This is a genomic window from Enterobacter sp. ECC-175, assembly GCF_043968675.1.
In the GTDB taxonomy this organism is placed as follows: domain Bacteria; phylum Pseudomonadota; class Gammaproteobacteria; order Enterobacterales; family Enterobacteriaceae; genus Enterobacter.
Genome location: NZ_CP143776.1, coordinates 4412941 through 4436839, shown reverse-complemented (window position 1 = coordinate 4436839; position 23899 = coordinate 4412941). Strand labels below are relative to the sequence as shown.

Genomic DNA, 23899 nt, shown 5'->3' with positions numbered 1-23899 from the left:
AACTCCAGTCCGTAATGAGAAGGGTGAAGACAATAATCTGGTGCTAACTTGAGAGTGAATTTTAAAGGGAAGGCCGAATTTAAACAGCGAAAAACCACTTTTCTTCTTTTATTGCATTTCTCATTTTTACCGGGTTCTTGTTGTCGGGTTGGTAATATATTGTATAGATATTAGATATTAGATATTAGATATTAGATATTAGATATTAGATATTAGATATTAGATATTAAACAGGCATTAATCATCACATAGGTGTTAATCAAGATATGGATGTCATGTTGGTAGGGTGTTTTATGTTGTGTACATTTTGGTGTGTTTATTTATATTGAGTGTGTAACTAAGTGAGATGTAATACTGTCATTTACTCAGTGTGATAAGCGTTTCTGATTTAGTGTGAATAATGCATAGAGTGGTTAAGAATGTATCAGGGCGAAACGCTCTGTAAATATATCAATTTAATACTGCTGATTATTATTCTATTGGATAAACCCACGTTTAAAGGTTATGAACAAATGATTATTAATACAGCCAGCTATGGCATGCTAAAGTCCGTTTATGTAAAACGTATCCAGAACATCATTGATAAAGCCATTCAGGAATACCCAAGAATACTGGTACTGAGAATCGATCTGCGTTTACCTGATACTGATACTACTGCATGCAATACGGATTCATCTCTAATTACACGGTTTTTTGCATCCCTGAATTCACAGCTTATTGCAGACTTACTGAAAAAGCATAATGAGGGCAAGCGTATTCATCCCAGCCGGATACGTTATATCTGGGTACGTGAATTCAATCAGTCCGGTAAAAAACATTACCATGTTACGTTATTGCTTAACAGAGAAGCATATGCCTATCCAGGGCGTTATACAGCCATAAATGGTCGGTATTCGCATAATCTGGCTCTGATGATTATGGAGGCCTGGGTTAGGGCGCTGGGGCTCCATACCATGAAAAACCATACGCAATATTATGTCCTGACAGAATTTCCTGAAAACTGTTATTACCATCTGAGCCGGAACAGCGAAAAGTTTACTGAGAAATATACCGAAATAACTAACCGGGTCAATTATCTGGCAAAAGAGTACAGTAAGGATAGTACCGATGGTCAGCGTAACTTTGGCTGTAGTCAGTTCTGATTACGGGAAAGTATTTTTCTATTGGGGAAAGGAATGTTATGGCGGAGTACCTGATTAACGATAAATCAATCATTCTGGTGCTCCTGTCGTTCATTCCCTTCAGACAGAGAGAAATCGTCATGACAAAAATGCATACTACGGCTGACCTGCTGAATGACAGACTTGTGGATATGGCATTCATTACAGAATTTCGGGACTGAGTGATAAGTGGTTTTATAAACTCATTCAGGACGGACTGTTTCCTAAACCCATTAAACTCGGCCGCAGTTCACGCTGGCTCAGGAGTGAAGTGGAGGTATGGGTACAGCAGCGTATTACAGATTCCCGCACTACTGGTACTGGTCATTGAAGAACTTACGCATATTGGTGACGGCAGCAATAATCCGGATACGGGAGTCTGACGGGAGGATATCAGCAGCTCCTCCTGTCAGTCTGCCTGGCCGCACAGTCAGCCACTCCGGGTACGAATTTTTCGGCGTCATTTTGCCGTAGCGGAACTCAACCCGGCAGCTAAAAGCATTAAGTTCCTGGTTTACATTTTTTCATCGCATGGAGCACCGTTTTAAGGTTTGTTCTGATTTCGCAAGTGAAAACATCCCAGGGATACGTGGGCATAAGCGTGCAGAATCAGCGCAAGGATGTCTGACTGAATGGCCATGTCTCATTTTCAAGGTATTCATGCATAAACTCGCTAACTGAAATGCAGGTAAACTCCTCTATTTTTGTCGCGGCGATTGTGGGGTAGAGTGTAACCATTGCGTAGCCGGCTGTGTTGAGTTCGGTGGTTAAGCCGAATTTGTGATGAAAGTGTTTTTTCACACTGTCAATGTTCTCAAGTACCCAGCGATATTTTTTTATAAACCGGGTACTGTAATTGTCCTGACCGCCTGTGAATTTTGATAAATCATCCAGGTGCATTCTGGGCTCAGTGGCAAAACCGACCTGTTTTACCTCGATAATCACCAGTAATTTTTTCTCCTCATGAAAACCGAGGAAGTCTATCTCGCCGGTGTCGGCCGGGATTTTCAGCCGTTCATTTTTATTAAGGCTTATCGCCTTCACTGATGTCGACCCGACGATGCCGGCGGCGGTCAGATTATTCGCAATCACGTTTTCAAACCAGCGTCCGGCCTTAAGGGACAACGTATTGAGCGCGTTATTCACACTCCGGGAGCGCCACTCGGGTGGAAGCTTGCGGAATGGCACATCAGACACGAGGAGTGTCAGGCACTCTAAAGCCATGCGGCGCGAGAAAAAGACCTGGTCCACGCCATGGGATTGATCCCGGAAGAATCCCCGTTTATATGCCCGGTACTCCTGTTTGGGACGAAATAATTCGCGGTCTTCCATATTGTCAGCACTCAGAGTGAATCCACCGATGATTAATTCGGCCTGCGAGGCGGTTATGCTGAAAGCGTGTGTCAATTTTCTGATGGCGTCCTTCCATACAAAACTTCCGGGCAGTCCGGGCTGCTCTCTGTCACTGTACGTATCGATAAGCCACTGGATCACACCCAGCGTATCCATATAGCTGATGCCGGTTGTTTCCGTAAAGCTCACATTTAACACTTCCGCGTGTGCGGTCGTGTCCTGAAGAAACATGGGTACCGGAACATATTTTGAGATTTCACGGAAGGCCTGACGTTTGTCAAACTGATGACTGCTGTCCTGAGCAACATGGAAGTAGGTGTACACATCAGGATCTAACCTCAGGGTCACTTCGTCCAGTATGTTTCTGTAATTATCACTTCGCATGTAGAGACTCACCAGTTCTTCTGCTGCGATGAAAACCATGGATATAGCCTCCTCCTCCACGGCCTGTCTGCCGCAAGCGTTACCCGATTCCATTCGGGAGCGACAAAGTAATTCCAGAATGTGCTTGATGCCCCGTCTGGCATAAATTGCCCAGGATGACCAGAAGACTTCGTCTTCATCTGAGAGTTCGCCGAGTTTGTGAGCGTCTGATACTTTCCCGTATTGCTCATACTGTTCAGTCAGGAAAGCCACAAATTCCCGGGGAGGGATTGCAGGAAGGTATTCATCGAGAATGTCATAATACTCCCTGTACATCAGATTAACGATGTTAACAATGTCGGTTTTATCGGTGTAGAGTCCCGGACTGAAATGCCTGAAAACGCATTCTTTCACTCTGTTATAGACTTTCCTCTCGTGCGCTTCACTCGCGCGGAAAATTTCTGTACCACCAACATTTTTACTATGCAACATCCTTTTCTCCTTATGTTATTCTGCATCACCTGAGGCTCAGCCATCACGCTCTGCTGGCTGGAATCCTGCGCTTCAGAAGTGCAGGGGATATAATAAGAGCAGCAACTGGTCTTTTCGGTTGCTTTTCACGATCCCTTCCTGCCATATCCTGCATGGTGTGTCTGACGGGAATGTCCGGGGTTATCCTCGCTGGACGGCATGAAAGTATATTCATTTTCATTATTTCCCTGTTATTTACACCAGGATAAAAAATAACTTCGCGCTATCATTGCCTATTCATTGATTAACCAGCGGAATGTATGCTAATTACATAATTTGTTTTTTTACCACCATTGTGTCGTCTGTTACCGCTTCCGGGAAGAGGGGAGAGAAAGCATAGTCCACATGTTTTTCCTGATGAGTGGCAATTTGCTGAAATGGCCTCATGTTCGGGGTCTTACTGGAGGAATAATTTCCGGGGGCTTTAACTTAGTGTGTACCTGTTTATGGGCATCATGTGTCGATAAACCCTTTCTCATGTCTGTATTTGCCAGCCTGTAAAATCAGGTATTTTGCCTGTATTGCGCTTCTCCCGGTGTGCTGCGCTTTTTGCCGGGTATAGCTGCCTTGATGCCCGGAAAGGCAGAAATAGGGGTTTTATGCCGGAACCGCCGAAATTTCCGGCCTGTTTTTTTTTAGTGATCTTTCAGAGCCTCGATGGCGTACCAATCAAGCAATAGTTTAATTTCAACCATCACATTCCAGAGCTGGAAGAATTTCAATTTCCTATGCGTGAACGGTTTGCCGGGCAAGATGTTAGCCGCAGCCCGGCAAACAGGCGAGACAAAAAGTCTCTTATCTAATCCAGATTGCCAGCAGAATAATGATTAATGCAATAATAGCCGCCTGAATAAAGACATTATCGAGCGATTCTCTGCGCATCGCGCCCCCTTTCAGAGGTTCTGTCGCATTAAGGCGAGGTCGGGTAATCTTCTGTTTTTTTATGATATTACCTGACCATGACTTTGATCCGGAACGCCTTCAGACGCCTGCATTATCCCGTTGATATCATCGCGCAATGTGTCCGCTGGTATTTGGCGTACTCACTCAGCCTGCGCAATCTGGAGGAGATGATGGCTGAGCGCGGTATCACCGTCGACCATTCCACGCTTCACCGGTGGATCATTCGTCTTGTCCCACTGCTGGATAAGGCATTTCGTCGGCATAAACGTGCCGTGGGTCGCCGCTGGCGAATGGATGAAACTTACATCAGGGTCAGGGGGCAGTGGAAATATCTGTACCGCGCGGTCGATACTGCGGGCCAGACCATTGATTTCCTGCTGACCGCCACGCGGGATGCTGCCGCGGCATTAGGCTTCTTTCGCAAAGCCATTCGACACCATGATGAACCTGAGGTGGTGACTATTGATAAAAGCGGCGTCAACATGGTAGCGCTGACTACACTCAACGCCGGTAAACCTGAAGAAGAAACTATTACCGTCAGGCAGAGTAAATACCTGAACAATCTGGTTGAGCAGGATCACCGAAACATCAAACGCCGGATACGCTCGATGATGGGATTCAAATCATTCCGGCGTGCGCAGACGGTACTGGCAGGAGTTGAGTTAATCCACATGATACGTAAGGGACAATGTCATCACCCAGCCGGAGACGGATTATCATCGGCAGAACAATTTTATTTGCTGGCTGTCTGAAAAACAGGCTGCGCAGTTTTCTTCATCTTCCATTCTTTAACGCGACAGAGCCCTGCTGATTGCCCATCGCCCGGAAACCATCGCCTCTGCGGATCGGGTTGTGTATCTGGAGAGGGGAGCTTTAGGGAGTTGGAGGGGTTACGGGATGCCGATGACGATTCTTCGGCAGGCGAGATTGTTGAGAGTGTGGCGGAGATTTAGAGGGAAGTGTAAGAGGGAGTATAATCCTTTTAGTACTACTCACCATTTGGGCTGTCGGGCTTCCTGTTTTCAACGTATTTTCTTTGTCTGTGAACGAACAATGTTAAGTGTGAAGGGGGTGGAATTTTATTAAAATTCATTAGGTTATGATTTTTTTTAAAAAAAATATGAAACCACACTTGCACTCAAAGGAAATTTTACTTATGTTTATTACAACACTGGATATTTGTGACCTTCAAACATTGAAGCAATTACATTAAATCTGATTTTATTAATTTAGTTGATTCTTACAGTTTAGCTGTTTGATACAAAACGCCTGATACTAATCGGGCGTTTTTTTTTATCAATCTTAAACCACATCCAGCTATCTTTCATGTGGGGCGATGCTCGTAGAATGCCCATCCTAAATACTAGAAAATCAAGGAGTAAATAGCATGAGTGGATATGAATCCACTTCCCACGTATTCTATCGCTGTCAGTATCATCTTGTATAAACAACGAAGTACATAGTTTCCATTTTCTGAACATGACTATAACCTGGTGCTGTTTCCAGAATCCTCAGTGTTGTTCAATTCAAAGTGTCAAGGGGGGGGCTTTGTTTTCAAAAAATATCCTTTTTACATTTGTTATTACTATATTGTTATTGTTATTAACATGTGCGATTATATTTTTTGTTTTGTGGAAAAATAGCAAATCACACTTGGAGGCTTCTACATTCGAATTGGCGCTGGCCAAATCCCAGATAACTAATCTTCAACAGAACTCAAGACAGGTACGGAAACTAGATGAAAAACTTACAACTGAGCTCAGGGAAGCAAAAAATACGATTAACCAGCTTGAGTATCGTGTTGAGTCTGATGCTGAGCGGCTGCGTATCGCCGCCACCTGCCCGAGTCGCATGTCTATCCCCACCACCTCCACCCGCGTGGCTGATGCAGCCAGCCCCGAACTTACACGAGACGCTCAACGGGCTTATTTCTCCCTCAGGAGAGAAATTTTGATTTCTGAGAAAATGATTAGCGGTTTGCAGCAATATATTCGAGAGCAATGCTTGAGATAGACATTATCATAGTTGAGAAGTATAAAGAGCCATTACGAAATATTGTAGGGTAATTATGGTAAATATTTTTGTTTAAATGGGAGCGGGTGACTAAATGTTTTATTGAAATTTCTGTAATGTGCTCTTTATTTTTGTTTATATGCTATTCATTTTAACGTCTTTGGTGGAATGTAATTTTGTTGTATTTAGTATATTTCATCGTTACTTAATCTCGAATTTAGTACTCTCAAAGAAAAATCTTTTTGAATGCTGGGTGATATTCTGATTTCCTTTGGGTGATCAGAGTGTTGTAAAATGTTATTTCTGAAGTATAGTTTGATAGTATTCATCAATTCCTTTTCTTCATTTTCGGACATAAAAAACCAATATAGAGGTTTGCCAGTCATTTCTGATATTTTGTTTAAAACATCATGGCGTGGAAGAGTGCCGGAAAGACACCAGCCATTAACAGATTGAGATGTGGTGCCTATTCGCCTACCGAATTCGGATTGGCTTAGGCCCATTTCATGAAGTTGTTTTTTTAATCGAATTCCAAATTCAATCATAAATACAATCTATCCTTTAATTTGATGGCAGTTTTGTGGCTATTTCATTGTATGGGGGGCAATAAAAAAATGCAAATAACCATTTGTATTTCTTGATATATGCCTGTAAATTAATCTTACAGCTTAAGCAAGAAGATGGAGTAGTTAAGGTAGCTGTATATTATATGATCATTCTCAGAGTTATAGTGAGTGTTTTTTTTATTTTCACGTATGGGATGAGTGGTGATGTGAATTGAGCATCAGGTCATTATGCTTTCTTTAGAAAGGGAAAAGCTATCTTGTACATAACTATGGGTATAATGGATAATCTGATTATGGAGAGATTATATGAATCTTGAGCAAATCGCCCGTTCTTTTTCACCTCAGAATGTTCATCTGAATGGTGTTCCATCAGTTCCATCGGGCAATAATCTTAGAAAGAGTGATCTGTTAGCAGCAATCAGCTACCTTGATAATAAAGGTATTTTTGGCGTCGAGCTTTTTTTGGCTAAAATAGATATTATTTCACCGGAGAAAGCTTTGACTAAGCTTTATTCTGTAGCAATGATGAATACTAAGAAGTATCCTGTCTTTCAATGTTACCCCCCTGAGACATGTAGGCAATTAATAAAAATAATTTGTACTTATGCCTATCAAGATTACTCTAAAAGTGCTTCAAATGTGCGTGACTGTGAGAATTGTAACAGCACCGGATTTATTGAGGCAGAAGTTTTTACCAACAGGAAGCCCTCCCCTTCTCCAGAATCAATCGATTCTACTATCAAAAATGATCATGTTATTCATGAAAATGATCTACATAGGCGTGAAGTGGTAAAAATACTATGCAAAAAATGTAATGGTAAGGGAACTATTCCAAGTAAATGCCAGTGCCGAGGCAGGGGGAAAGTGTTGAATCGAAGAGAAACCTTACTGAAAGAAATTCCGGTGTTTAAAAAATGCCAAAAGTGTGATGGCAGAGGGTTCAATCGAATGAAGTTTTCGACTGTTCTTAAAAGTATACAAACCGTTTTACCATTAAAAAAAACAGTGGCTTATCGTGATGTAAAACCTTTTTTTGAAATGTTGGTTAGTCGATGCTATCAAGAGGAGGCTCTTGCAGAACACCTTTTAACTAAAATGGTCTAATACTCTGAGTAACGGAAAGTCAAATTGTTAAATGGCATTGTTGTTAATTTATAAGAGCAATGGTGAATAAACAGCCAATATAATTATCTCATTTCATTTTTTAAACTGCTCTCAGGTTATATTATTGGGATTATATCTCTGTAACTTATTGTGATCTTGCTGCGCTACAGTTATTTTAAACCATATCCCGTAGATATTTTAAGTTAGAGGCTAAGATGGAGATTTCAAAAACACTGTTAACTGAATTAATGCCGTGGATTAAAGAAAATAAAACTGCTTTAGGCTATGCTTTCACTGGGGGCACAATGGCAGTTCTTCGTTGTATTTATCGTGGTGAATCGTTTAAAAATACTTGTGCTGAAGGTGGAATGTGCGCTCTGGTTGCATTTGGAATTAGTGAAATTTTAACAGCTTTGGATTTACAACCTGAGCTGGCATTCCCAGCGTCTGTTTTCTTAGGGTACGTAGGAATCTCCAGCATAATGAAATTTTCTCGCCTAAAGTCCGATATGATTAATCAGGATAAAAAGTAATGCCACTATTTTGGGGTTGAGAATCGACTCGATAATTGAAACTAAAACCATTGAGTATTTATATCTTCACTTTTACTAAGTTAATAAAAGGTATATTTATGACAAAAGATATGTTTATGCATGCTACTGGATTGACCCCGGAACTAACAGAACGTTGGTATCATCCTGTAATGGTGAGTATGGAGAGTTGTGGAATTGATACCCCTATCCGGCAAGCTTATTTTTTAGCTCAGATCGGTGTCGAATCAGGAGGATTTAAGTTTCTTGAGGAGTCTTTTAATTATTCGGTTGAAGGCTTGTTGATATTTGGTTCACGAATAACTGATAAGCAACGTGCAGAATATGGACGCAAACCTGGAGAGGCTGTGCTTTCAAAAGAACGACAGGCTACGATTGCAGATCTTGTATATGGTGGGCGCTATGGCAACAATTCTCCGAATGATGGCTGGAAATATCGGGGGCGTGGATTAAAACAAATTACATTTCGTTGGAATTATATTGCTTGTGGTGAGGCACTTGGAATTGATTTAGAGAATAATCCCGATTTATTGCTTGAGGATATCAATGCTGCCTGCTCTGCCGGTTGGTTCTGGAAATCAAATAATTGCAATTCATTCGCAGATAAAAGGGATCTGAAAGGTCTGACACGGCGTATCAACGGTGGCTTCAATGGGTTGCAAGAACGAATTGAAAAGACCCAAAAAGCGTTGTTGGCATTGTGTTAATTTATAATGCTCAGTCGATTGTAAAACTTTTACTCTGGTGGAATTAGTCTGTATTATAGTTATTAAATATTCCCAGTATTTCCAGTGTTTAATACGCAACTTAGTATAATTGAATTGCGCGCATAGTTATGAGTTAGCGGAACATAACCTATCTTATATAGCGTTGATAGAAAACACCTTCTTTATCCCTAAAATAATATAAAATGCATATTATTATAAAACAATCGCTATGAATTTTTTTCAATTGTTAGGTTGTTTAAGGTTTTCAGGTTTTATTTATCCATAATAAGTCATGGCTTTTTATTAATTGATGTATTTTCTGTAGGGTATTCTAATTCCTTTAATTATAGATTCACTGCGCGAATTATTAATGATGGTGAGTTGTAATCGTTGTCATTAACAATGCTGTACCACACCTTTCCCTGAAATTATGAATGATGACAGGGAACTATTTATTAAATAGAGAGATATAATATGGCTGATAATGTAGAAATCATCGATAGCACCTATCCGGTGCTTGGCTTTCGTTTTACCGTAAATATTGGTGGTGAAGTATTCCGCTGCAGTTCCGTAAGCGGTCTGGATCAACAATATGAGACTGCTGATTATTGGGATGGCATGGGAGGTTTATTCCGCCTGTTAACCCGTCGTCAACTTACAACAGTAACATTGTCACAAGCTGTATTCCCTGGCCAATGCCAGTTGTATAGCTGGTTATATGATTATGTCAATCATGCTGATGGTAAAAAAGATATTTCAATCAGCCTGACTGATGAGTCTGGAAAGGATCTTTTTATTACCTGGAATATTGTTAACGCTTTTCCTACCGGTATTACTGGTCCGAGTCTTGATGCCTCGAGCAATGAAGTTGCGGTGAAGCAAATCACGTTGAACGCCGATCGGATCACTATTGAGTGCCACGAATAACCAGAATGGTGGCAATTGCTGATTAATAATAATGAATTATGGAGTTAATATGAGTACGAATGCATTAGCGCCTGGCGTTTATGTTGAGGAAGTGGATGGGCTATCGCTCTCCGTCGGGCGAGCGGCAACTGCAGTACCGGTACTGGTGGTCGGTAAAAGTGATAAAGAACCCTGGTGGCCGCATTACCAAAAACCTTTATTGATCCCATCGTTTGCTGATTATCTGCGTTATGTGAAGGGAGAAAACTCCGCTGCTAAAACTCGCTATAGCCGTACTGGCGCGCAGCGTTCATCCATTAATAAACACCACGCCGGGCCAGCCAACTGGCCCATGCTGGCAAATAGTGAGACGGTGCCAGGAATGGATATCGAATGGCATCGCCATTTTGCACCCGCGCTGAAAGCCTATTTTGATAACGGAGGGGGTTATTGCTATGTCTGCCCGTGGGATCAACTGGACATGGTTCTTGATATGAACGACGTCACGCTGCTCGTTCAGGCTGGGCAAAAGGAAGCGGCAGCTGAAATCCTTCGTCTATGTGAACCTGGCAGTGGCTTATTTGGCTTGTTGGATGGGCCGAATGAGGAAGGGGGATTTAACGAAGAGAGCCTGTCAGAACACTTGTCAACCCTCTCACCTTCAGATTGCGTTTCGATTTACTATCCTTGGCTGAAAGCTGACTGGAATTTAAACGATAAAGATGGCATGCCTTATCCAATGGATAAGATTCATCCGGTAGCACCCAGTGCAGCTGTAGCGGGGGTAATCTGCTCCGTCGATCGTCAGCTAGGCCCCTGGAAAGCGCCTGCAAACGTAGCACTTAAAGGGGGGTTGCGCCCGGCTGTGAAAATTGGCGATAAATCTCAGGCCAAATTTACTGATCCGAGCAAAACCACTATTTCGGTCAATATGCTTCGTGAGTTTACCGGACGTGGCACGCAAGTGTGGGGAGCCCGCACGATGACAATTTCCGGCAATGCATGGGCATATATTCCCGTGCGACGAACCTTTGATATGGCTGAGAGGGATATCAAATCTGCGATGGAGTCAGTGCTATTCGAGCCAAATGGCCCGGCAACCTGGGAAGTTGTTCGCGCGGCAATTGATAACTACCTCCATAACCTTTGGCAGCAGGGGGCGTTGGTTGGGTCCACGCCATCAACTGGCTACTTTGTGCAGGTGGGCAAAGGCGTTTCAATGAGTCAAAGTGATATTGATAACGGAATTTTGCGCATCAGAATCGGACTGGCAGTGGTTCGTCCAGCTGAGTTTATTATTCTCGAGTTTAGCCAGCAGTTGGCCAACGGCTCCTGATTCGTTGCAAATTTAATAGGAGGAAGTTTTATGAGTTATTATCCTGGTGTTCATATCTTTGAAAAAACGAAGATTTCGCTGGCTAATGCAGGAATGAGTGGCTTAAAACCGCTGCTGGTTGGCCGTTTTCTTAATAAAGATGGCACACCGCGTAGTTTGAGTGATGGGCTGTTACATATCGATAACTGGCATGATTTTGAAGCAGTTTGTCTTAGCAGCCCGCTTTTCCTCAAGCTGGAAATGAAGGAGAAAGAGACAACGCTTCCAATTTCATCTGATCTCTTGAGTAAATCTTTTGTCCGCAGTGATGGCATTGATATTCAAGAAGGTGAAGATGAAGATGAAGATGAAGATGAAGGCGAACAACCTTTACCTGAAATCATTGTGCCGCCAATTATTGCCTTTCAAAAGGAAAATCTGAATACAGGGAGCATTGCTCTTAGCCACTACTTTAGCAATGGTGGTGGTGCCTGCTATCTTCTGTCTTTGGGGGAAGATGATGTGCCAGCGCAAATTAAAGACGCTTTATTTGAGTATGACGACATTTCTCTAATGGCGGTGATTGATAGTGAATACGATTCTACGGAAGCTATTAATACTGTACTTGACAGTACAATTACGGACAATCTTCAGTCATTTCTTGTTACCCGTCATGCTCTGCTTCCTTATGGCGACGACACGGCGTTATCACGTATCAACAGGACTCGTACGGCAACGTATGCCCCGGATTTACTCCTCTCCTCTTTGCCACGTATTTATGATGATGGTTATTTGGTTGAATGGGAAAAGGATCAATATCGCTCTTTAGCGTCGCTGGAAAATGGTTCCAATGAGGAAAAGACCGTATTTAAAATGGTAAATAAAGCTTTAAATAGCACCCATTTTCTCTACGAGAACGTTGATGATGATGGTAGTAGAACACTATCCCCATGTGCCGCTGTGGTAGGCTGTTACTGCAGAACCGAGCGAATGGCAGGCATTTGGAAAGCACCTGCAAACGTCAGCATTATTGGAGCGACTCCGGTGACTGCTATCGGTAAACTGAAACATACTCAGCTTAACGATAGCCATATTAATGCTATCCTATGGAACCCGCGCTATAACACAGTGATTATGGGGGCTCGTACTCAGGAAGATCCTAATAAACCGGCCTGGCGCTATGTCCCGGTCCGTTTATTATTCAACACTGTGGAACGTGACGTACGCAAAATGTTACGCCCGATGCTTTTCGAACCTAATTCTGCGTCAACCCGGCAAATTGTAACATCTGCTATCAATAATTATCTTCATATGCTCTGGAAAAAGGGCGGGCTATACGGTAGCTCACCAGAAGAGGCGTTTAGCGTCGCAATTGCGCTACAGGATAATGATGCTAACAACGGTATTCTCAGAGTGAAGATCGGTATGGCAACATTGCGTCCTGTTGAATTTATTTTTCTTGAGTTCACTCAGGATATGCTTCTTCCTGCCTGAATCTGATTATATTTATTAGTGATAGCCCTGAAATAAGGGGGCAGTCCTGAGATTGCTCCCCTTCAGTAGCATCCAGTGTAATAGAGATAAATAATGAGCATGATGTATGACTTTAATCAACCTGGAGTATCATCCACTCGCCAACTGATAAATATAAGCCGTCAACCCCATGAAACAGCAATGCCTGTTTTTATTGGCTATGTTCGAAATCATGAGGCCAAACATCAACACGTTTTTAGAATCCAGTCCTTGCACGATTTTCAGACTAAATTTGGTGGGGGAATTGATGGTGGTTATTTGTTTTCTAGCTTGAGCCTTTATTTCAATAATGGTGGAGGGGAGTGTTATGTTATTTCTTTAGGTGTCAAGGAGAATGTTGCGTCAGACCCAGTTTCAGGTTATGCGGGAGTATTCGATCTCATTCTTGATGAACCAGAAATAACATTATTGGTGTTACCAGAGATGGTGAACCTGAAACCGGAGGAATGGCTGAAACTGGTTACTCTTGTCGGTCGTGCCTGTATGGAAGCGGATAATTTATTTGCCATTATTGACTATCCTTCCGATCCTGATATTGCCCGGGCTTGTAATGAGAGCGGCAGTTGGATCGGCGAAGAGAGAATGGCTGGCTACTGGCCCTGGATCTACCATCGTACCGATAGTCGTCAGGTGCAGTTAGATGCAAACCCGGATAATTTTTCCCTGACGCCACCTTCAGGTGCAATTGCGGCAGCGATGCAGCAAAACGATCGCCAGCGCGGTCTATGGAGAGCACCTGCCAACATCCCGATAGAGAAGGCTATCAGACCTGAGTTTAACCATTTGCATCCAGTAACGCTTTTTCACGCCACTCCAGGAACGGGGCGATCGGTGAATCAAATCCGTAGTTTCCCCGGGCGAGGGGTAAGAGTTTGGGGCTGTAGAACGTTAACGACCAGCAGCGATGTACGAAAACTTTATATTCAAAACGTACGGCTGGTCCGCTGGTTAACTCAGACCCTCAAAGGGGCGTTGAGACCTTTTGTTTATGAACAAAATAATGAGATTACGTGGTATCGCATCCATACCCTGATTCGTCGACACCTTAAGGTTTTGTGGGAACAAGGAGGCTTAATCGGTGAGATGGAGGAAGATGCTTATCTGATAGAAGTTGGGGGCGAGGTTGGCATGTCGGAGGCCGAGATGCTTAACGGCTTGCTTCGTGTTCGGGTCGGGATAGCGACGCATCGGCCAGCTGAGTTTATTCGCATTAATCTTGATTTTTACATTAATAGCTCATCGCCACCTTCTGAAGAAAACCATCCGTCAGGAGAACTGTATGAAAAGTCCCTTTGAACCTGAAACCAACCATCGATTCCTCGCATTTTTTATGTTTCAGGGTATTCCCGACGTCCTTAGCATACGCTTCCAGCGTATCTCAGGGCTTAGCAGAGAGATTCAGACGCAGCGCATTCGTGAAGGGGGGAATAATGTGGCAAATCAGTTTATTCCACGCGGCGTCTCTTATCCAAATTTGATTTTTGAACGTGGGGTAATGACAGTTAGCCCACTTACCGTCGCGTTCGATTTCGTTATGAGTGGCTTTCAGACCGGAGCCCTGCCGATTAATGTCGATATCCTCTTATTAAATGAACTGAATATTCCTGTTGCGAGCTGGTATGCCACTGGGCTTATGCCAGTCAGAATGAGTATTGGTGATTTTGACGCCAGCTCAGGAGGTATTCTGATGAATCGAATGGAAGTGGCTTGTGAGCGGGTTGAATGGCTGGGAGTGAAGTTATGACAATTGAAGTTCGGGAGTTAGTCATCGAAGCCAGGGTCAATAATTTGGAACCGCGAGAAAGTTCATTGAACGCTACCTCACAGGCCCTGAATATTAGTGATGAACAGCTAATTCGTCATCTTGAGAAACGTATCGTGCGGCAGGTTTTGGCCCGACTACGTGACGATGTCCGGGGGGGCAGATGAGTTTAATCAATCAGCTAAAATCAAGGAAAATAGAAAAACTCACGATTCGGGCTTTTGCAGATAATCGTTTTAAAGTACCTATTTCTATTGAAGGAATAACCATTCCGGCTACCGGACTGGTTCTTCCTTTTAATCCTGAAAATCTGCAGGCAAGCTACGGCACGAAAATAAAAGAACTGCAAGCCCTCGGCCCTGTTAACGAAGAAGGTGATGGGCCAGAAAAAATCTTTGTTGATGTTATCTCTCGGAACCTAAGTTTTAATTTTTTACTTGATGCGACGCTACCTGCTAACATAAAGCTTGATATCACTAAAATTATCAAGACCTTAGAGGCGTGCTGCTATTCAATCCATAAAGTCACGAAGCAGCCTCCTTTTATTGAGATGCGCTGGGGGGGTGAAAAGTTTCGGGGACGCATGCTGAATATGCATATTACCCGAACGTTGTTCAGTGAGGATGGAAAACCACTTCAGGCAAATGTCAGTATGACGATGCTTGAGGATGAGAATCGGGCTGTGTTTAAAGAAGGTATTCCTGTCGTGCAAACGGCCACGCTTCCCATCCCTGACATGCCTGTTTTGGCAACGTTATTGGCGTTAATGGACGGAGCTGCTTCTGTTAATTATGTGCAGGCCGCCATGGCTAACGATCTGGATAATTTACATGCATTAATGCCAGGTAGCATGCTTATTTTGGATGCGCGTTGATAGTAAGGAAAGTGATATGTCACTTAATATTATTTGGGAAAAGGGGCGTAAGCTCGCGACTTTCCGGCTTATTCATCTTGATATACGTTATCCAATAAATGATGTCCCCCATGCAAACCTGGTATTAGCTGGGAAAGAGGTGAGCATGTTATCGCTGTCATCAGACGCTGAGAGCGATCTTCAGATGATGGTGCCCGGGAAAAGCGTGTCCATCCAGACGGGCAAAGAAACGCTTTTTTCCGGAAATATTGTCGAACAGCAGGTGCAGTTTGCCCAAGGGGAAAGGACTGTTGTTCTTACCGTTTGCCACGCAACTCAGATGCTTAAAACAAATTATCGCAGCCAGATTTTTACCGAACAAAGTGATTCTGATGTATTCGCCCTGCTTCTACAAAACTTCTCCGCGAAGATTGAAGAGATGCGCTTTAAGCATCCGCAGCTGATTCAGTTTAGCTGTTCAGACTGGCAATTTTTGAAAGCGCGTTTGCAGGCGTGTGGTCTGTGGCTTGTTGTTACGCCAAAGGCGGTTTCTGTCATGAAACCCGCTTTGAAAACCTCAGCAGAGGTTGTCATCACCCCACATGTTTCTCGGTCTATTGAAATTCTGCGGAATAATTCTTTACTACCTGAGCGTCTGGATGTCAGCAGTTGGGATATTAAGCAACAGGAAATGCGAGCCGCTTCGCCTGCGGCCGCCCCAGCGCTGGCCGAAGCCTCTCTAAGCAGCGCGGGAATGGCAACGTCGACCAAACGGGAGTGGCATCATGGTTATAGCCTCAGTTTAGAGGAGGACGAGCAGAGGGCCTTTGCCGATAGTCGCATGCAGCTCAATCATATCAGCAGTCTGCATGCCAGTATTATTCTCACGGGCGATGCTGGTTATGTTCCCGGGCAGACGCTTGAGTTGAAGGGCTTTGGTAAGGGAATCGATGGTAAAGCTCTTGTGACTGCTGTCTGTCATACATTTCAACCGGGTGACTGGACCACGACGCTGGAAGTTGGAGCTGATCTTACGGGTATTTTTCATGGAGAGATGCTGCCTGGTGTTAATGGCCTGCATATCGGTATCGTTGAAGAAGATAAAACGCAGGCCGATGATGACGGCATTCATTACCTGGCAGTATCTATGCCTGCACTTTGCCTTGGGAAACAAACGATTAATGCTCGCCTAAGCTCACCTTTTGCCAGCAATGGACGGGGGCTGACGTTCTGGCCTCGCAAAGGGGACGAAGTCGTGCTGGGTTTTTTCGAAAACGATCCCCGTTTTCCGGTGATTGTTGGGGCAATGCATAGTCCGAAAAACAAGCTGCCTGATACGGCTTTCAGTGACGGCATAGGCCTGGTTTTACAGGATGGCCAGTTAAATCAGCAACTTGTTCTGTACCCTCAGAAGGGCATATTGCAGGAAGTCGCCAAAGGTGACGTAAAAAGCTCTCTTCAGCTTCAGGAGGGGAAAGCGATGCTCTTCACCGAGGATGCCCTGAATATTGAGGGCAAAAAAAGCGTAACAATTAAAGGAGCCAAAGTTGATTTGAATCAGTAGTACTGGTTTTGGAACTTTAGGCACTTCATTACTTTCATCTTTTAAGGTCACTTTATGTCGTTACTGGATGTGATTTACAAGCGCGGCTGGGCGTTTCCTCCGACCTTTTCGTTGGAGAGTGGCGCTGAGCTTGCAGCAGATTTTATAGCCGATATTGAGCAAAGTTTACGCATTTTATTTAACACCCTTCCGGCTGAAAGGGTGATGCATCCCTGGTATGGATGTGATTTGCACGCTGTGATGTTTGAAAATGTCAACGCGACACTGCTTACTGCAATTACGGAGCAGATTCGAAGCAGCATTGAAGTCTGGGAACCAAGAGTTGAACTTATGGATGTTGCTGCTGATTTTGCTGATGTCAGCCAGTTGAGCCCCGGCCAATCCGGGTTCAACGTGCTTCGGTTACAGGTTTCCTATCGCATCAAAGGCATGGAGCCTCTCTTCAGTATTGAAGGGAACCTTGACGTTGGAGAAGGACAGGGAGGCTATTTCACATGAGCAACTATATTGTGTGCGACGGCGATCAGTTGAAGATTTCTGCACCTTTTGGACATCGTAACGTCATGCTGAAGGACCCGACGAGCGCGGTTATCCGTGGTAGTGGAAAAGCGAAAATTGATAACAAAAACGTATGTGTCGTAGGGGACGAAGTAAAAGTGACTCTGGACGCGACTTATACCGTCCCCGGATTTAATCCCGGGGAGGGGAAAGTCACCCTCTCACTGGCTCCGGACCAAACCGTTCCCTGGTGCATGAGTGGCAAACCCGTCATTGTCGTTGGGCAGATGTTTAACGCAACTTTCATACCAACGCGCTACGCTCAAATGCCACCTCCCGCAAACACTCCCGACCCAACGGGGCCTACGCCTGGATTCGGGCAATTTACAAACAGTCAGCATTTCGTCACCGCAGGCTGAACTTCTCTTCCTTGTGCCTCTTCTGGCACCAGATGCAGGAAACTGGCATGACTATGTCTCAACCTTTTGTGTTTGATAAACGCACAATATTATCGCGCCTGCGTGCGTTCAAAGAATATTGTGCAAAGATCCCCTATGGTAAAAGTGGCCAGTACTGGGATTCTCTATTTTTTAATCACGGGCATACGCCAGAGTCTTTGGCGGCGCGATTTGCTGAACCGGATGAAGGGCTACAGGATTTACAGCCACAGCAAGCTTTTTTACTGGCTTTTTTCCGTATGATGGAGACGCCTCAGCGGCTTCTGAATACGCTGCCCGAACGCCACAGGCAGCTCTATTATCAGCAAGTTCTTGCAATCAGTGAACGACCGGTAACGCCAGACAGCGTGCTGTTGACATTCAAACCCGAAAAAAAGCTAAAGACATTGTTACTGCCTGCTGGCACGCTATTTGATGGTGGGCAGGATACTAATGGAGTACCTTGCGAGTATCAGCTTCAGCAGCCTCTGTGGGTGAATCATGCTCGCTGGAGCGATCTTCGTTGGGTATTACCTTCGACACCTGAGCGGCCAGCCTGGCGTCATATTGTATTGGACGAAGCTGCTGGTGTTGCGCTTCCAGAACCGGGCGTCCGTCTTTTCCAACGGAAAGTGGGTGGCGAAGTGGTGCTGGAGAATGGGCGACTGGTTGTGTCGCCGCTTTTACGAGCTGACGGTGTGGGGCGTACCCTGACGCTAACGTTCGACCAGCCGGTTGACGGGGGAAAATTACAGGTAGAGATTGCCGTTAAAGATCAATGGTTGATGCTTGCTTCTGGCCAGCCGCAAATGGCAGACGTTCAAATATTTTCGCTTCCCGATGAAGTTGATCCCATGCCTCCTGAAGGGTTAGAGGGTTATGAATTCTCCCAGCCGGTCCTTCGAATAAGCAGCTCTGAAGCCAGCGTGATACCTGTAGTCGTGGCACTGAAAGTAGACGTAGCAGAAGCCAGCCCTATCGGTGTGCGCCCATTGCATGCTGCCAGCCAGCAGACCAACGAACCCTTCAGACCTTTTCACGTTGAGCCGGCGGTAGGGGACGCATTTGCGGTAATGTCTTCGCGATGGTGCAATCTGAATGCGACAATCCGGGCCACGCTGCTCCCCCGTTGGCATGAGCGTCCTGCTGATTTTAAGCTGTATTACAAAAACTACCCGACTGAATCAGTTATTAGCAATGCCGCGTTTCTGGCCCGATGTGAATATCTGGTCGACAGTGATTTGTCAGCGGCAGCGCCTGTCGAAACGGTGCGTTTTTTTCAGGATGATGGCCGGGATAATCCGTTACATGTGCGATTTGCTTCGCCGGAGCTTCCTTTGCCAGACGAGGCATTGCTCTGGAAAAATGCTATCTCTTTCTCCCTTGATGGAGTTGACTTCCAGCATCAGACTTATAAAGCGATGGTTGAAGAGGGCAATACAGGCACTGAAGATGAGCTTATTGCGCTGCCTTACCTTCCACAAATTCGTCAAATTGATGTCTCCTGGTCGGCAGAAACATCGCAGGAGATTGAGCAGTATGTTCTGCTACCCTTCGGTTATCAGCGGGGGGATGAACCTGCTCCGGAAATGACCTCTCCTCAGCTCTGCCTGGGTTTTAAGGATATAGCACCCGGCCAGCAGCTTTCATTTTACTGGGATATTGATAACCCCCGTCCTTTTACCGCTGAAGGTCTGCAATGGCACTATCTGGGCCGTGATGAGGATGATGCTGAGCGCGTGCGATGGAAGCCACTGGATCAGGAGCAAATCATTAATGATGAAACTGACAGCCTACGCTATCCAGGTTTGTGGAGCGTGACTCTGCCTGAAGATGCCGTCACGGATAGCACATTAATGCCCGGCGGGCGCTGCTGGCTGAAATTAGAGCAGTTTATCCATGAGGAGATAGAGGATCCCATTTCAATCTGGCCACCTGAAAAGCCTGAGCCACAGCCTGCGGTGGAAAACTATCCCTGGCTTTACAACCTTTACCCCAGCGCGGGTGTGGCCCGTTTATACGATGCGCAAACGCTGGCACCTGAACATTTTGATGCGCCTTTGCCAGCGGGCACGATTCGTCGGCCACGAACGCCTATTGATGGGCTGGACCGCGTTGAACAGCCACTGCCTTCATGGGGGGGGCACCCACGAGAGGGAAGGGAGCAGAGTATGGCTCGCATTGCAGGTTGGCTTTCCCACCGTGGGCGAGCCTCAACATGGCAGGATATCAGCACGCTTTTGCAGGAAAATTTCCCTGAACTTCACCATATCCGTTTGCCTGGCGTCCAGATTCTGGACGGACTGTATATGCCTCCAGAACCGGTAAGCCAGGTCAGAGGAAAGGTTGAAGAAGTAGAGCGTACCCAGGAGATTATGGTGGTATTACGGGCCGGACAGGGAGATGGTGAAGATGCTTTATATCCTATTCTGAGCCCGGCGCGACGCAGGGAAATGCAGACGTTTATCACGGCGCGTGCGTCACCGTGGCTGAATCTGCGCGTGCTGAATCCCTATTATCGCACCATTGACGTTCATTACGATGTGGTATGGCGGAAAGGGGAGAATCATAAAAATTGCGAGCATCTTCTGGCGCAAACTATCAGGCAGCACTTCATGCCCTGGGCATATGGCGACGACCTGACGGTGTTGGATGATTCACTCAACATTACCGCCGTAATGCAGATTATACAGCTTCAGCCTTACGTGGAATACGTCAACGATATTTGGCTGGATGGCAGCAAAAACACCATAAATACCACGCTGACGGTAATGATCCTGAATCCTGTCGTCGGCAGCCCACCGCTGTCTGGTCTACAAATTCGCAAGAAAGTGGCTTCAACAGGGGATTTCATCAATGAGTAATAATAGCTGGCAGACGCCCTCGTTTGTTGCTGAAGAGATTAACCGTATTCACTTCGATACGCTGATTGCGCAAGCTAAAGAGGTGGTCGGGAAGCTTTCAGGTGCAGTATGGACCGACACCACAACGCATGATCCTGGTATAACGATGCTGGAATCACTGGCCTATAACGTTTCGGATTTAAGCTACCGTTGCCTGCTTCCTTTAACGGACTTACTGACCCCGGAAGGCTCTCAGCCGGACGAGCTACTGTTCCCGAAGAGTTTTGCACCCGAGCAAATGTTGACTATTAGTCCTCTGACTGAAGAAGATTATCGTCGCGGTATTCATGATCTCTATGCGCAAAACGACGATTCTGGCGGCCATATTTTCAGTGATGTGATCGTTGAGAAAGAGGAGGTTGAGCAGCGCTTTCATTATTTTTACAACAGTCAACGTCGCGAGTTTAGCTTTGAGCCCCCTGAAAACGAAACATATTCAAAGCAATCGCTTAAAGGAGGATATCAGGTTGAGGTCAGAGCGGACTTATTGAACGTTAATCTGACGACTTCAGGTGAACGTTACCGCCTGCTCGAAGAATACCTGGAAAACCACCGCAATGTGGGTGAAGTATTTCGTCAGATCAATATTGCGAATAATATTCCGGAAACAGTGGTTATCGCTCCTCTGGTAATGACGCTGGAAGTGGAAAGCGAGGTAGAGAATATCGCCGAACTTTATGCGGATATTTATAGCAGCATGCAGGCTTGTTTGTCGCCGGCATTAACGCGAGTTGCCTCACTTGATCTCTCGGTTGGGGAATATAGTGGGCCAAAAACAGAACACGGCTGGATAAATACTCTGGCTCCGACCATGATGGAGAAGGAGGCGGGAACCATCCTCGCCGCCAGTCAGCTTGCCCGGCAGGTCAGGCAAATTGAAGGTATTTCGGCAGTGGAGTATATCAGCTTGGACGAAAATGAGTTGATGCTCACGCGAAAGCTGGATAAACCCATACAGTGTTGGGCATTCTGGGGGGGAGAAAACGACCATCAGGATAATATCAGTGCCATGCTCAGACAGGTTACGCTGATACGTAAGGGCATTCGGTTGATGGGGGATGTGGAGGCGATTTTTTCTTCCCTGAAATCTCGCCAGAGGATATTTCGAAGCGAGCCATCCCGGCAGCATCTGGCTGGGCGTTACCGCAATCTGAAGAATTACACGCCTGCGACGAGCCTCATTCCATCGCTTTACAATCTTCAGGCACTGGAACCTAATGAAAATGAGCAGCAGCTGCATCAGTTTTTGTTGGGCTTTGAACAAGAGCTGGCCAGCGGCTGTGCCGGACTAAATCATATGAGCGCTCTGTTGGATCTGAATATGCCTGATGTTGAAAACGCTCCTGCCTATGGCAGCCAGTGGCCTTTCAGCGATCAAGCTGTTTCAGATAGCGTTCACGCTGCTTATAAAGCCGAGGCAATGTGCGCCGATCGAGAACTGCGCTACGATCGGGAGGCGCTGATTGATTTGATGCGCTACATGCTAGGCTATTTTGGCATCGAACCGGTGGGAAAAACTCTGGGCTTTGAAGGGGAAGCAGAGTATCTGCGGGTTCTAAGAGGGTTGATTCGCTGTATGCCCCAGGTGGGCTATGCGCGTGCGGCAATACATACTAAACGGGTTTCTTCTGTGCAGCGGCGTATCGCCGGCCAGCTCGGCATTGGCTCTTCTCTTTTTAGCGAGGATGCTGATATCCGTCACCTGCCTTTCTACATTGTTGAGCATCCCTTACTACTGCCCGAAATGCCGACCGGCGAACTCCCGCTCAAGGGCCAGGTTGTCAGCGGGAATTCTGCTGAGGGAGTCATGACCTTTATCGCGGGTGGGGCGTTAGCCGGTCTGCTGACACAAAGACACCTGATCGATCTGGTGATGAAATCAGACCAGAACGAAATAACTGAGGAGATAGAGAATGAAGAGATCCTCTCCAATATTCTGGTTATGAGCGTTAGCGATGACAGTTTTTCGCTGGTTCCAGCACTCTTTCCTCATCTTCGTATTCGCCAGCAGGAGGTAGTGAAAGCCGCTAATGAAGGACGGCTCACTTTTCGCTTTAGCAATGTCTGGTTGAAAGATGTTGAGTACGCCATGGATAAAAGTACGCCGGCTATTCCTCTTCCTCTATCCGAAGACGGTTCCCTCCGCTATGAGATAACGACGGCATGCGATCAGCCCTGGCCACCAGCGATGCAATCCGGCGACAAACTCATTATTACCCGCGTTTTTACGGATATAGGTTCGGGGGCAGATAACCCGAATAAGCTTAGTCAGTCCAATAGCGACGAGCGTGAAGCGATTGTTGAGAGCGTCGACAGCATCCGCGGCAGAGCCAATATCATTCTGAAGCGGGGTGATGCATTAATTACGGATACCCAGCGCTATAACTGGTGTATCAACGCATCTGAAGGCAGCGCTGCGGAGATATTCAGCCGTGACAGATTCTCTCTGACAGTCAGCCTGCTGTTTCGACGCAGACTTATCGATCGGGGTGATATCACTCCGGAGCAACTCAGTGATGCCGAGGCCTCGGTACGGCGAATCGTTCAATCAGAATTACCGGCGCATATCCAGGCTCAAATATTGTGGCTTAGCGATGAGCAATTTGATTTGCTGGCCGAAACGTACGGCAGCTGGCAAGACGCCGAGACCCGGCTGGGTGCCGATACGCTGAAATTATTGCGAATGCTCTCTATAGGCATGCTGCCATCAGTACTGGAGGGGATCGGCATGATGAAGATTCCGGGGGCTAGTGATGAGGAGGCGCTGGATAACGCGGAAGAGGGACAGTGGAAGCGCATCATTGATGAGCGTGGATTGCTCTATATTCCGGCAGATTAATCCTTGACCTTTACGCGAACTATCTGTTCACAGGAGAA

Annotated in this window: 21 protein-coding genes and 1 pseudogene; 19 read left to right on the top strand and 3 right to left on the bottom strand. The window is 45.6% G+C overall.

Annotated features, from left to right (window positions below; all coding sequences use genetic code 11):
- The first annotated feature begins 419 nt into the window (after positions 1 to 419).
- Both V1599_RS20955 and V1599_RS20950 read left to right on the top strand, forming a co-directional pair.
- Positions 420 to 1142, top strand: coding sequence for an inovirus Gp2 family protein (locus V1599_RS20955; protein WP_395300788.1), 723 nt, complete (start codon positions 420 to 422; stop codon positions 1140 to 1142).
- Between the two features lie 128 nt (positions 1143 to 1270).
- Positions 1271 to 1491, top strand: a pseudogene (locus V1599_RS20950) (helix-turn-helix transcriptional regulator).
- A 278-nt stretch (positions 1492 to 1769) separates the two neighbouring features.
- On the opposite strand, the gene V1599_RS20945 reads toward V1599_RS20950, so the two are convergent.
- Together V1599_RS20945 and mgtU are read right to left on the bottom strand one after the other, a co-directional pair.
- On the bottom strand, positions 1770 to 3368 hold the full coding sequence (locus V1599_RS20945; protein ID WP_112010725.1) for a hypothetical protein: 1599 nt from the start codon (positions 3366 to 3368) through the stop codon (positions 1770 to 1772).
- An 834-nt stretch (positions 3369 to 4202) separates the two neighbouring features.
- Positions 4203 to 4289 (bottom strand): magnesium transporter protection protein MgtU, encoded by an 87-nt coding sequence (mgtU, locus tag V1599_RS20940; RefSeq protein WP_258458424.1) that lies wholly within the window; start codon positions 4287 to 4289, stop codon positions 4203 to 4205.
- A gap of 77 nt (positions 4290 to 4366) precedes the next feature.
- Here mgtU and V1599_RS20935 point away from each other — a divergent pair, with 77 nt between their 5' ends.
- Both V1599_RS20935 and V1599_RS20930 read left to right on the top strand, forming a co-directional pair.
- Complete coding sequence (locus tag V1599_RS20935) at positions 4367 to 5062, top strand: IS6 family transposase (RefSeq protein WP_395300787.1); 696 nt, start codon at positions 4367 to 4369, stop codon at positions 5060 to 5062.
- Between the two features lie 796 nt (positions 5063 to 5858).
- Positions 5859 to 6323, top strand: a complete 465-nt coding sequence (locus tag V1599_RS20930) for a lysis protein (RefSeq protein ID WP_181573216.1) — start codon at positions 5859 to 5861, stop codon at positions 6321 to 6323.
- A gap of 185 nt (positions 6324 to 6508) precedes the next feature.
- Here the strand turns inward: V1599_RS20930 and V1599_RS20925 are convergent, their stop codons facing one another.
- The gene (locus V1599_RS20925) at positions 6509 to 6868 is read right to left on the bottom strand and encodes a helix-turn-helix transcriptional regulator (protein ID WP_112010722.1); all 360 of its coding nucleotides are present in this window, start codon (positions 6866 to 6868) and stop codon (positions 6509 to 6511) included.
- Positions 6869 to 7195: 327 nt separating this feature from the next.
- Between V1599_RS20925 and V1599_RS20920 the strand changes: the two genes are divergently transcribed.
- The 15 genes from V1599_RS20920 to V1599_RS20850 all read left to right on the top strand — a co-directional run bounded on the left by V1599_RS20920 (position 7196) and on the right by V1599_RS20850 (position 23861).
- Entirely contained in the window at positions 7196 to 7993 is a 798-nt protein-coding gene (locus tag V1599_RS20920) for an antitermination protein (protein ID WP_112010721.1), read from the top strand.
- A 215-nt stretch (positions 7994 to 8208) separates the two neighbouring features.
- Positions 8209 to 8526, top strand: a complete 318-nt coding sequence (locus tag V1599_RS20915) for a phage holin family protein (protein ID WP_112013280.1) — start codon at positions 8209 to 8211, stop codon at positions 8524 to 8526.
- 98 nt (positions 8527 to 8624) lie between these two features.
- The gene (locus V1599_RS20910) at positions 8625 to 9251 is read left to right on the top strand and encodes a glycoside hydrolase family 19 protein (RefSeq protein ID WP_112013279.1); all 627 of its coding nucleotides are present in this window, start codon (positions 8625 to 8627) and stop codon (positions 9249 to 9251) included.
- Positions 9252 to 9725: 474 nt separating this feature from the next.
- Positions 9726 to 10178 (top strand): phage tail protein, encoded by a 453-nt coding sequence (locus V1599_RS20905; protein WP_112013215.1) that lies wholly within the window; start codon positions 9726 to 9728, stop codon positions 10176 to 10178.
- A 49-nt stretch (positions 10179 to 10227) separates the two neighbouring features.
- Entirely contained in the window at positions 10228 to 11493 is a 1266-nt protein-coding gene (locus V1599_RS20900; protein ID WP_181573271.1) for a phage tail sheath family protein, read from the top strand.
- Positions 11494 to 11523: 30 nt separating this feature from the next.
- Complete coding sequence (locus V1599_RS20895) at positions 11524 to 12966, top strand: phage tail sheath C-terminal domain-containing protein (protein WP_395300786.1); 1443 nt, start codon at positions 11524 to 11526, stop codon at positions 12964 to 12966.
- Positions 12967 to 13059: 93 nt separating this feature from the next.
- Positions 13060 to 14301: a phage tail sheath family protein gene (locus V1599_RS20890; RefSeq protein WP_112013212.1), complete on the top strand. Its 1242-nt coding sequence runs from the start codon at positions 13060 to 13062 to the stop codon at positions 14299 to 14301.
- Positions 14285 to 14749, top strand: a complete 465-nt coding sequence (locus tag V1599_RS20885) for a phage tail protein (RefSeq protein ID WP_112013211.1) — start codon at positions 14285 to 14287, stop codon at positions 14747 to 14749. The genes V1599_RS20890 and V1599_RS20885 overlap by 17 nt, the downstream gene beginning before the upstream one ends.
- A complete protein-coding gene (locus tag V1599_RS20880; RefSeq protein WP_395300785.1) occupies positions 14728 to 14934 on the top strand; it encodes a DUF5908 family protein in 207 nt (68 codons plus the stop codon). Before V1599_RS20885 ends, V1599_RS20880 begins: the two co-directional genes overlap by 22 nt.
- Positions 14931 to 15641 carry a hypothetical protein gene (locus V1599_RS20875; RefSeq protein WP_112013210.1) on the top strand — a complete coding sequence of 237 codons (711 nt, stop codon included), beginning with the start codon at positions 14931 to 14933 and terminating at the stop codon, positions 15639 to 15641. Before V1599_RS20880 ends, V1599_RS20875 begins: the two co-directional genes overlap by 4 nt.
- 16 nt (positions 15642 to 15657) lie before the next feature.
- Positions 15658 to 17184, top strand: coding sequence for a phage baseplate assembly protein V (locus tag V1599_RS20870; protein WP_181573270.1), 1527 nt, complete (start codon positions 15658 to 15660; stop codon positions 17182 to 17184).
- A 54-nt stretch (positions 17185 to 17238) separates the two neighbouring features.
- Positions 17239 to 17682, top strand: a complete 444-nt coding sequence (locus V1599_RS20865; protein WP_112013208.1) for a GPW/gp25 family protein — start codon at positions 17239 to 17241, stop codon at positions 17680 to 17682.
- A complete protein-coding gene (locus V1599_RS20860) occupies positions 17679 to 18101 on the top strand; it encodes a hypothetical protein (protein ID WP_112013207.1) in 423 nt (140 codons plus the stop codon). Before V1599_RS20865 ends, V1599_RS20860 begins: the two co-directional genes overlap by 4 nt.
- Positions 18102 to 18148: 47 nt before the next feature.
- Positions 18149 to 20983, top strand: coding sequence for a hypothetical protein (locus V1599_RS20855; protein ID WP_112013206.1), 2835 nt, complete (start codon positions 18149 to 18151; stop codon positions 20981 to 20983).
- Entirely contained in the window at positions 20976 to 23861 is a 2886-nt protein-coding gene (locus V1599_RS20850; RefSeq protein ID WP_395300784.1) for a hypothetical protein, read from the top strand. Before V1599_RS20855 ends, V1599_RS20850 begins: the two co-directional genes overlap by 8 nt.
- The last annotated feature ends 38 nt before the right edge of the window (positions 23862 to 23899 follow it).